The organism is Amycolatopsis rhizosphaerae (assembly GCF_007713715.1).
Classification (GTDB): Bacteria; Actinomycetota; Actinomycetes; order Mycobacteriales; family Pseudonocardiaceae; genus Amycolatopsis_E; species Amycolatopsis_E rhizosphaerae.
The window spans coordinates 1-9,406 of the sequence record NZ_VJWX01000274.1 but is presented as its reverse complement, the minus strand read 5'-3'; the positions used below and the strand labels follow the sequence as shown (position 1 = coordinate 9,406).

General features: G+C 72.7%; 10 protein-coding genes. 1 reads left to right on the top strand and 9 read right to left on the bottom strand.

Features of this window, described 5'->3' with window-relative positions; all coding sequences use genetic code 11:
• The 9 genes from FNH05_RS23820 to FNH05_RS23780 all read right to left on the bottom strand — a co-directional run.
• The coding region (locus FNH05_RS23820) for a PfkB family carbohydrate kinase (RefSeq protein WP_246127911.1) at window positions 1-297 on the bottom strand (297 nt) is incomplete at its 3' end.
• Window positions 294-857, bottom strand: a complete 564-nt coding sequence (locus FNH05_RS23815) for a D-sedoheptulose-7-phosphate isomerase (RefSeq protein ID WP_144590940.1) — start codon at window positions 855-857, stop codon at window positions 294-296. The genes FNH05_RS23820 and FNH05_RS23815, both read right to left, overlap by 4 nt.
• Window positions 854-1,864, bottom strand: coding sequence for a glycosyltransferase family 9 protein (locus FNH05_RS23810; RefSeq protein WP_186382702.1), 1,011 nt, complete (start codon window positions 1,862-1,864; stop codon window positions 854-856). Before FNH05_RS23810 ends, FNH05_RS23815 begins: the two co-directional genes overlap by 4 nt.
• Entirely contained in the window at window positions 1,858-3,342 is a 1,485-nt protein-coding gene (locus tag FNH05_RS23805) for an HAD-IIIA family hydrolase (protein ID WP_144590939.1), read from the bottom strand. The genes FNH05_RS23810 and FNH05_RS23805 overlap by 7 nt, the downstream gene beginning before the upstream one ends.
• Complete coding sequence (locus tag FNH05_RS23800) at window positions 3,339-4,979, bottom strand: carbamoyltransferase family protein (protein WP_144590938.1); 1,641 nt, start codon at window positions 4,977-4,979, stop codon at window positions 3,339-3,341. The genes FNH05_RS23805 and FNH05_RS23800 overlap by 4 nt, the downstream gene beginning before the upstream one ends.
• 45 nt (window positions 4,980-5,024) lie before the next feature.
• The gene (locus FNH05_RS23795; RefSeq protein ID WP_144590937.1) at window positions 5,025-5,978 is read right to left on the bottom strand and encodes an NAD-dependent epimerase/dehydratase family protein; all 954 of its coding nucleotides are present in this window, start codon (window positions 5,976-5,978) and stop codon (window positions 5,025-5,027) included.
• A gap of 242 nt (window positions 5,979-6,220) precedes the next feature.
• Window positions 6,221-7,441 carry a glycosyltransferase gene (locus FNH05_RS23790; protein WP_144590936.1) on the bottom strand — a complete coding sequence of 407 codons (1,221 nt, stop codon included), beginning with the start codon at window positions 7,439-7,441 and terminating at the stop codon, window positions 6,221-6,223.
• Window positions 7,442-7,463: 22 nt separating this feature from the next.
• On the bottom strand, window positions 7,464-8,429 hold the full coding sequence (locus tag FNH05_RS23785) for a glycosyltransferase (protein ID WP_246127910.1): 966 nt from the start codon (window positions 8,427-8,429) through the stop codon (window positions 7,464-7,466).
• 60 nt (window positions 8,430-8,489) lie between these two features.
• On the bottom strand, window positions 8,490-8,918 hold the full coding sequence (locus tag FNH05_RS23780; RefSeq protein WP_144590934.1) for a DUF4383 domain-containing protein: 429 nt from the start codon (window positions 8,916-8,918) through the stop codon (window positions 8,490-8,492).
• 145 nt (window positions 8,919-9,063) lie between these two features.
• Between FNH05_RS23780 and FNH05_RS23775 the strand changes: the two genes are divergently transcribed.
• Window positions 9,064-9,406: sigma-70 family RNA polymerase sigma factor (locus FNH05_RS23775; protein ID WP_144590933.1), on the top strand; the 343-nt coding region annotated here is incomplete at its 3' end.

Genomic DNA, 9,406 nt, shown 5'->3' with positions numbered 1-9,406 from the left:
GACGCGGGTCTTGCACGGGGTCTCCCCCCGCAGCGGTAACGCGCACAACTCGACCTCGCCGTCGAGCAGGCCCGCCAGCCGTATCCCGGCCTCGTCCCGGCCGAGCGCGGTGACGAGCACGACCTCGCCCACCGTGCGCGCCGCCAGCCGCGCGGCCAGCCCCGCTCCCCCGGGCCGCTGCCACTGCCCCGCCACGTCCACCACGGGCACCGGCGCCTCCGGGCAGAGCCGGTCGGCGGTGCCCTCGACGTCCACGTCGAGCACGGCATCGCCGATCACGACCAGCGCCGGCCTCACGAGGGGACCCCCAGCGCCTCGTCCAGGGCCGCGCACAGCGCGTGCACCACCGCCAGATGTGCCTCCTGCACCGTGCCGGTGTGGGGCGCGTCCACCGCGATCACGTCGTCGCACACCGCGGCGAGCGCGTTGGGCAGCGGACCGGTCAGCGCCCAGGTGGTCAGCCCGGCCTTCTGGGCGATCTTGGCCGCGGCGCACACGTTCTGGCTGCGCCCGCTGGTCGACAGGGCGACCAGCACGTCCCCCGGTCTGCCGTGGGCGCGCACCTGGCGGGCGAACACCTCGTGCTCGCCGTAGTCGTTCACGATCGCCGTCGCCGCCGAGGTGTCGGCGTGCAGTGCGATGGCCGACAGCGGCTGCCGGTCGTTGACGAACCGCCCGACCAGCTCACCGGTCAGGTGCTGCGCCTCGGCCGCGCTCCCGCCGTTGCCGCAGGCCAGCAGCCTGCCGCCCCCGTCGAGCACCGCGGCGAGGTGACGGCCCCAGCCCTCGATTCTCGGGACCTGCGCACCCAGCCTTTCCAGCACGGCGGTCAGGGCTGAAAACCGCTCTTCGATCACGCTGCACCTCCCACTTTCACCACCGCCTGGCACACTTCGTCGGGCAGCACCCCGGCCAGGCAGGGATGGCCCGGCACCGGGCAGGTACGGGCACGGGTACCGCGGCAGGGCGCCTCCTGGTCGCCGAGCAGCACGACCGGCACCCCGTAGGGCGCCCACCGGGCGGCGGGCACCACGGGGGCGAACAGCGACACCACCGGCGTGCCGACGGCCGCCGCCAGATGCGCGGGACCGGTGTTCGGCGCGACCAGCACCCGCGCGCCCGCCACCACCGCGGCCAGCTCGCGGAATCCGGTCCGGCCCCCGAGGTCGAGGGCGGCACCGCCGGAGACCTCGGCGGTCAGCGCGGCCTCGGCGGCGCTGCCGGTGACCACCACGCGGTAGCCCTCGGCGGCGAGCATCCGCACCGCCTCCGCGCAGCGGTGCGCGGGCCACTGCCGGGCCGGGACGGACGCGGCCGGGTGGACCACCACGTATCCCGGCTCGCCGACCAGCCCCGACACGTCGGGCAGCGGCCCGCGCACGGCGAGCCTGCCGTCGTCACCCGGCGGCAGGCGGAACCCGGCGGCTTCGGCCAGTGACAGCGCCCGCTCCGCCTCCGGCGGATCGCCGTCGATCCGGTGCCGCAGGTCGAGCAGCGAACCGGGGTAGTCCTCGCTGATCGCGCCGATCCACGGCACGCCGCACTGGCGCAGCAGCAGCGCCAGTGGCAGCGGCGACTGGTGGAACGACGTGCTGATCAGCGCCAGGTCGAACGACCGGGCGGCGATCCGGCCGGTCAGCGCGGCCAGGTGCGCGGCGGTGACCGGCGGGGGTTGCGGGTCGATCCACGGGGCACACCACTCGATCACCCGGTCGACCCCGGGCAGCAGCCCGGCCGCGACCCGGCCGTGCGGGCCGGCGAGCAGGGTCACCGAGTCCGCGCCCGCGGCCACCGCCCGCACGCACGGGCCGGTGAGCAGCACGTCGCCCGCGTTGTCCAGCCGCGCCACCAGTGCCTTCACCATGCCCGCTCCCCCAGTGCCAGTCCGGCCGCCTCGTCGAGGTCCCTGGCGAGGTACGGGGCCCGCTCGATCTCTTCCTGGCGGGTCCGCGCGGTGGGCACCAGAATGGCCTTCGCGCCCGCGGCCAGCGCGGCTTCCACGTCGGCGCCGATGTCCCCGATCACCACGCACCGCCGCGGGTCCGCGCCCAGCGCGCGGGCGGCCCGCTCGATCAGCCCCGGCCGCGGTTTGCGGCAGGCACAGCCGTCCGCCTCGCCGTGCAGGCAGACCTGCCAGGTGCCGAACGGCCCGAGCAGTTCGTCGACGCGGGCGTTCACCTCGGCCAGTTGCCGTTCGGTGATCAGCCCGCGGGCCACCCCGGACTGATTGCTCACCACCCCGATCGGTACCCTCGCCGCCCGCAACCGCCGCAGTCCCCGCTCCGCACCCGGCATCGGGCGCACCAGCTTCGGATCCGACAGGTAGGGCTCGTCGACGATCAGCGTGTCGTCCCGGTCGAACAGCACCGCGTCCGGACCGCTCGGCGGGCGGCGGGCGGCGAACTCGCCCTTGGCCCGGGCCCAGCAGGCCGCGGGCGGGATCAGCGCACTGGTCACCGCCATGCGCGCGATCTCCTCGGCGGTGCGGGGGCCGGGCAGGATGCGCCGCAGCGCGAACTCCGCGGTCAGCGCCAGCCACACCGCGCCCGCCCCAACCGCCGCTCGTCCCCTGCCGCGCAGCGCCAGCCCGAGCGCCGCCAGTCCCGACGCCGTGGACACCGCGTGCCAGGGCAGCCGTCCCGGACCCGCTTCGGTCAGCTGGCGCCACGCGTTGCCGAACTTCCTCCGCAGCAGCGCGTCGTCGGCGTTGCCGCGCTGGGCGCGGACGCTGGCGAAGAAACCGGACCGCCGTGCCGGGTGCACGCTGATCCTGGCGCCCCGCACGAGCTCCATGCCCGCCATCCGCACGCGCAGCGCGAGATCCGCGTCTTCCCGGTAGGCGCGCGGAAAGCGCTCGTCGAAACCGCCCACGGCGACCAGCGCGGCGCGGCGATAGGCCATGTCCGCGGTGATCCAGCACGCGGCCGCCAGTCCCGCCGTGCCGCGTTCGTCGTCGGACGGGCGGCGCCCGCCGGGAGGCGGGGGCACCACGATGCGGCCCTGCGAACCGCCGACCCGGCCCGGCAGGCCGTCCAGATCGGCGGCCAGGCGCGCGGGCCAGTCCGGCGGGGTGCGCACGTCGTCGTCCAGGAAGGCGATCCACTCGCCGCGTGCGGCGCGCCAGCCGGCGTTGCGGGCCGCGGCGGGCCCGCGCCCGCCGGAGAGCAGCACGCGCACGGGCACCGAAAGCGGGGGAAGCCGCAGGGGCGGGCCGGAGCGGCGGTCGTCCACCACGATGATCTCCAGGGGCGCGGGCCCCTCCCCGGAGTCCACACAGGACAGCAGGGTGACCAGCGACGGCCGTCCGGTCGTCGGGATCACCACCGAGTACCGCGGCGTCACCGCTGCCTCCGCACCACGAACGGGCCGATGGCCAGCAGGTCGATCGGGCTGGCGCCGAAACACTCCAGCGCGTCACGGGGATCGTCGACCATCGGGCGGCCCGCCGTGTTGAGGCTCGTGTTCACCACCACCGGCAGTCCGGTCCGCGCTTCGAACTCCCCCAGCATGCCCGCCAGCAACGGTTCCCGCGCCGCGTCGACGGTCTGGATCCGCGCGGTACCGTCCACATGCGTCACCGCGGGGATCCTCGGCCGCCAGTCCTCGGCCACCTCGTGCACGAAAAGCATGTAGGGACTGGGAATCGGGCCGCGACGGAAGATCTCCGCCGCCCGCTCGACCGGCACCATCGGCGCCACCGGCCGGAACTGCTCACGGCCCTTGACGTCGTTGAGCCGCTCCAGGTTCTCCGCGTGTCCCGGATGCGCCAGCAGCGACCGGTGGCCCAGCGCGCGCGGGCCGTATTCGGCCCTTCCCTGGAACCACGCCACGATTTCGTCGGCGGCAAGGGATTGGGCCACGGTGGCGGCGAGATCGCGCGGCCGCTCGTAGGGCACCTTCGCGCGTTCCAGCCAGGCGTGGATCTCCTCGTCCGAAAAGCCGCGCCCGAGGTCCACTCCGGACAGCCGCTGGGCGGGCTCGCCGAACTCCGCGGCCAGGTGCAGTGCCGCGCCCAGCGCGGTACCCGCGTCCCCCGCCGCGGGCTGCACCCAGATCTCGTCGAACGGTCCCTCCGCGAACAGCCGCGTGTTGGCCACGCAGTTGAGTGCGGTGCCCCCGGCCATGACCAGCCTGCGCTGCCCGGTCTGCTCGTGCAGCCAACCCGCCAGTTCGAGCAGCACCCCTTCGACGAGCCGCTGCACACTGGCCGCCAGATCCGCGTGTTCGGGCAGCAACTCGCCGGTGCGGCGCGGCGCGTAGTCCTCCCACGCCACGGGGTCCGTGCGGAAGCCGCCGTCCCCGGTGGCGGCCACGCGACCGGCCAGGCGGGGCAGAAACCGCGGCTCGCCGTAGGAGGCCAGCGCCATCACCTTGTACTCGTCGCTGGAGCGCGCGAAACCGAGATGCTCGGTGACCTCCTCGTAGAGCAGCCCCAGGGAATGCGGCAGCCTCTGCGTGGCGAGCTCGACCAGTTTGCCGTCCCGGTACTCACCGGCCAAAGAGGACAGACTCTCACCTCGGCCGTCGGCCACCAGCACGGCTGTGTCACCAGGGTCACCAGGGTCACCGAACGGCGCGGCCAGTCCGGCCGAAGCCGCGTGCGCGACGTGGTGTCGGACGAACCGCACAATACCGGTATCCAGTCCCGGCAGCGCGGTACGGAGAAAGTGCGGGGCCCGCTGGGCGTAGGTGGTGCGCAGCTCTTCCCAATCCGCGTCGTGCCCGGCGAGCCCCGGTTCGACGAAGGCGGGATCGTAGGAGTAGCCGACCAGGTCGAGATCCGCGGGCGAGAGCCCGGCCTGCGCCAGGCACCATCGCGCCGCCTGCTCCGGCAGTTCCCAGGTGGAAAACGGCACCGGGCGCTTGCCGTGCTTGCGCCTGCTGAACCGCTCCTCCTCGGCGGCGGCGACCACCCGGCCGTCCACCACGAGGGCGGCCGCCGGATCGTGGAAAACCCCGTTGATCCCGAGAATCCGCATGGTCACCTCCACTTCTTCCGCTACCGCTACCCTGGGCCCTGACGTCTAAACCGGACTGAACCGGGCCGAGAACCACGCCACCGTCCTGGCCAGGCCTTCGTCGAGGCCGATTTCCGGACACCAGCCCAGTTTCCGTTGGGCCAGCGTGATATCCGGGCACCGGCGGCGCGGATCGTCCTGCGGGCTCGGCAGATACTTCACCGGCGAACCGCTCCCGGTCACGCTGCGGATTTTCCCGGCCAGTTCCCGTAACGGGATTTCCCCGGGGTTGCCGATGTTGACCGGACCGGCCATACCGGACTCCGCCAGTGCGCGCAGTCCACGCACGGTGTCGTCGACATAACAGAGTGAGCGGGTCTGCGTGCCGTCCCCGGTGATCGTCATCGGGGCCCCGGTCAACGCCTGGTGGATCAGCGTGGGCACGGCCCTGCCGTCGTGGGCGCGCATGCCGGGACCGTAGGTGTTGAAGATCCGGGCGATCACGGTGTCGGTGCCGTGGACCCGGCGATGGGCCTCGGTGAGTGCCTCCGCGTAACGCTTCGCTTCGTCGTAGACACTCCGCGGACCGACCGGATTCACGTTTCCCCAGTAGGTTTCCCGCTGGGGATGGCGGAGCGGATCGCCGTAGACCTCGCTGGTGGACGCGAGCAGGAAACGGGCCTTGCCCGCCCTGGCCAGTTCCAGTGCGTGCTCGGTGCCGAAAGCCCCGGCCCGCAGGGTTTCCAGCGGCAACCGGTGGTAGTCGGGCGGGGAGGCGGGACTGGCCAGGTGCAGCACCAGATCGGCCCGCCCGGTGGCCGGCAGTCCCCGGCTCACGTCGGCCTCGATCCACCGGAACCCCGGGCGGCCGAGCAGCCCGGCGAGGGCCGGGACTTCGCCGGTGCAAAGGTTGTCCACACAGGTCACCGAAATCCCGTCGTCCAGCAGCGACGCGCACAGGTGCGAGCCGAGGAACCCGGCTCCTCCGGTGACGACGGCGTGCGTGAACGTTTTTCCCATGATCTCTCGCTTACCCGACGCCGGTACCGGCAAACCGAGCGGAGGCACTTCTTCTCCTCCTCCTCCTTCTTCCACCCGTCCTATGAGGACCGCGCGCCGGCAAAGTCGCGTGAATGTTGGCTGTGAAGGGTCCCTTCACGGCAAATACGACTGTGAAGGGACCCTTCACGGCTTGCCCCAGTCCTGCCTGAGTGTGGGACTCGCCCGGCGGACGGGTCGTGCACCGCCGCGGAGCGGGCGCTTCAGGCCCGCCCGGCGGCGGCGTGCGGGGAGGCGGGCGCCTCGGCCAGCGCCTTTTCGTAGACACGCAGGATGTCGGTGGCGATGCGGTCCCAGGAGTAGCGCGAGCGCGCGCGGTCCATCCCGGCGACGCCGTAGGCCTCCCGGACCGCCGGATCGTCCAGCAGGCGGCGGAGGGTGGTGGCGAGCACGTCGGGCCGCTGGGGCGGCACCAGTTCGCCGGTGACGCCGTCCACCACGGTGTCGGTCAGCCCGCCCACGGCGGCCGCGACGACCGGGATGCCGGAGGCCATCGCCTCCAGCGGCACGATGCCGAACGGCTCGTACCACGGGGTGCACAGGACCAGGTCGGCCGAGCGCAGGAGTTCCGGCATCTCCGCGCGGCCCACCTGCCCGAGCAGGTGCACGCGGTCGCCCACGCCGCAGCGCCGCGAGAGTTCCCGCAGGCGGCGGGCCTCGGGATCGTCGGCGAGCTTGCCCTGCCCCGGCCCGCCCGCGATGACGAGTTCGGTGTCCGGCACCCCGGGCAGCGCGGCGATCGCGGTCGCGAAACCCTTGCGCGGCACCAGGCGGCCGACGCTGACGATCCGGTGCGGCGCGCCCCGCGGCGCCTTCGGCCCCTCCGCGGTGAACCGGGTCAGGTCCACCCCGCACGGGACCACGGACATCCGGGGGCGCGGCAGGCCGAGCCGGGCCAGCTCGAACACCTCGTCCGAGCAGGTGGCGGCCACGCGCGTGGCGCTCTTGCCGATCAGGCGTTCCAACTGCACCCGTTCCGGCGGGCTGGTGTCGGCCGCGCCCTGGTACCGGCGCTTGACCACCCCGAGGGCATGGAAGGTCTGGACCACGGGCAGGCTGGTCTCCCTGGCGGCGAGCGTCGAGGCGAGTCCGGACATCCAGAAGTGCGCGTGCACCACGTCCGGCTGCTCGCGACGCCACTCGTCGGCGAGGAACCGGCCGAAGTCCGCCATATGCGGCAGCAACTCGTCCTTCGGCAGGCGTTCCGGCGGCCCCGCGGGCACGTGCACCACCTGGTAGCCGCCCCGGGTGCGGACCCGCTCGCGCTGGTGCCGGTCGTCCCGTCTGGTGTAGACGGTGACCTCGTGTCCCTGGCGGCACAACGCCGAGGACAGCTCGGCCACGTGCACGTTCTGGCCCCCCGCGTCGACTTCGCCGAGCATCGCCAGCGGATTGGCGTGTTCGGAAACCATCGAGATCTTCATGCACTACCTCCCGAGGTCGGCATCACCCGGCGGTGACCCGGTCCAGCAGGTCGTCCCAGTTGCGGAGGAAGGCGTCCAGACCGTAGTGGGCCAGCGCGAACTCCCGCGCGTACTTCCCCATCCGGTGGGCGAGCTCCGGTTCGGCCATCAGTTCACGGATCCCCCGGGTCAGCTCCGCGACGTCGGCGGAGACGAACCCGGCCTCTCGCGGCACGGCACGGCTGACCTCGGTGCCGGCGACCGCGACCACCGGCATCCCCAGGTGCATCGCCTCGATCAGCGAGAGGCCGAGGGAGGTCCATCGGGGGGTGTGCAGGTACAGGCGGCATCGCCCGAGCGCGGTGTGGAGGTCCGGGTGCGGCAGGTCGCCGCGCGGTCGCACGCGCTCGCCCAGGGCGAGCTTGCCCACGCCCATGCCGAACACGTCCAGCGGTGCCGCCTCGGCGAACGCGGGCAGCAGGTCCGTGCCGACCGCCCGGCCCCGCCGCACCGGCTCGTTGACCACTACCGCGGCCCGCGGCTCCTCACCGGTGTACCGCTCGCCGGGATCCACCACCCCGTGTTCGATGACGGTGGTGGGTGCCTTCCCCGAATCCCACATCAGCCGGTTGAAGTGCGTGACGTGCACCAGGGTGATGTGGTCGTGGCCGCCGAGGAAGTGCCGGGTGCGCGGCACGTCGCCGGCCGGGGTGTTGTGCTCCACGAACACGGCGGGCACGTCCCGCCCGGCCCGCAGTCCCGTCCAGCGCCGGAGGAGGTCGATCTCCTCGCGCCGCTGGAGCACGACCACGTCGGCACCGGCCTCGCGGAGTTCGTCGGGCGTGAGTTCGCGAGCCTGCCCTGGCCAGTGCCGTCCGGCCCGGCCCAGCCCCCACGGGCCGCCCGCGGGCAGCTTCGGCAGAAGGTACTCGTGGCGGCCTCGCACGAAGGCACCGGTCCACGAACCGTGAACGTGCCAGACGAGCACACGGAGCCGCTTTTCGTTCACCCACCTCATGTTCGAGTCATTCACCGACAGCGAAGGAGTTAAACACCGTGAGCAGCACTGCTACTCGTTGTGACCGGAGCTCACACGATCAGGGGTGGTTCGCTGCGGCCACAGCCCCATCGCCAAGCCCGCCACGGCGGTCAGGCCGTGCAGGGTGTCGTCCTCCCAGCCCAGCGCGGCGACTCCGTACTCCAGATTCTCGGCCTGACCGGTGCCAGTGGACAGTACTCCGTAGACGGTCAACCCGGCCATGCCGAAGAACAGCACGAGCCCGAGCACCTGCGAATAGATCCGGCGACGGGTGCATCCCAGCGCGACCAGCCCGATCGCGGTGCGCACCAGATCCAGGATCGGATCGGTGTGCAGTCCCAGAAACCTCTGCCCGCCCGCGAAGAACCCCCCGATGCCCAGTGCGAGGTAGACCACCCCGATCACCAGGGACAGCATCTGCGCGACCGCCGCGCCACGCTGGCCGCTTCGCTCGGCCATACCGCCACCTCCTGCTCGATTCCGGTTGCCCGTCACCGGGTTCCCCCGCGTGTGTCGGGCGAACCAGGTGTGAAGAACCGGTCACCGGGGTAACCGGGACCATGCGACCTGACGACCGAATCGCGACCGCGCGGAGCAGCCGACGGTGACCGAGTCACGGACCGCCGAGACCGTCGCCGACACGGGAACCGAAGAAGTCTCGAAGTTCGTCCAGCTGGCCGCCACCGAACCCGGTGACCCGCGGCGGGAACGTCTGCGCACCGAACTGGTCACCGAATACCTGTCCGTGGCCGAGCACATCGCGCGCCGCTTCAGCGGCCGCGGCGAGTCGTACGACGATCTCGTGCAGGTCGCACGGGTGGGCCTGATCAACGCGGTGGACCGTTTCGAACCCGACCGCGGCACCGATTTCCTGTCCTTCGCGGTGCCCACGATCATGGGCGAGGTGCGCCGCCACTTCCGTGACGCGAGCTGGTCGGTGCGGGTGC

What these genes read in the sequence shown, in the direction of transcription:
- FNH05_RS23780 (WP_144590934.1), bottom strand. Translation starts at nt 8,918, where the DNA reads ATGGCCGAGCGAAGCGGCCAGCGTGGCGCGGCGGTCGCGCAGATGCTG.
- FNH05_RS23810 (WP_186382702.1), bottom strand. Translation starts at nt 1,864, where the DNA reads ATGGTGAAGGCACTGGTGGCGCGGCTGGACAACGCGGGCGACGTGCTG.
- FNH05_RS23795 (WP_144590937.1), bottom strand. Translation starts at nt 5,978, where the DNA reads ATGGGAAAAACGTTCACGCACGCCGTCGTCACCGGAGGAGCCGGGTTC.
- FNH05_RS23800 (WP_144590938.1), bottom strand. Translation starts at nt 4,979, where the DNA reads ATGCGGATTCTCGGGATCAACGGGGTTTTCCACGATCCGGCGGCCGCC.
- FNH05_RS23790 (WP_144590936.1), bottom strand. Translation starts at nt 7,441, where the DNA reads ATGAAGATCTCGATGGTTTCCGAACACGCCAATCCGCTGGCGATGCTC.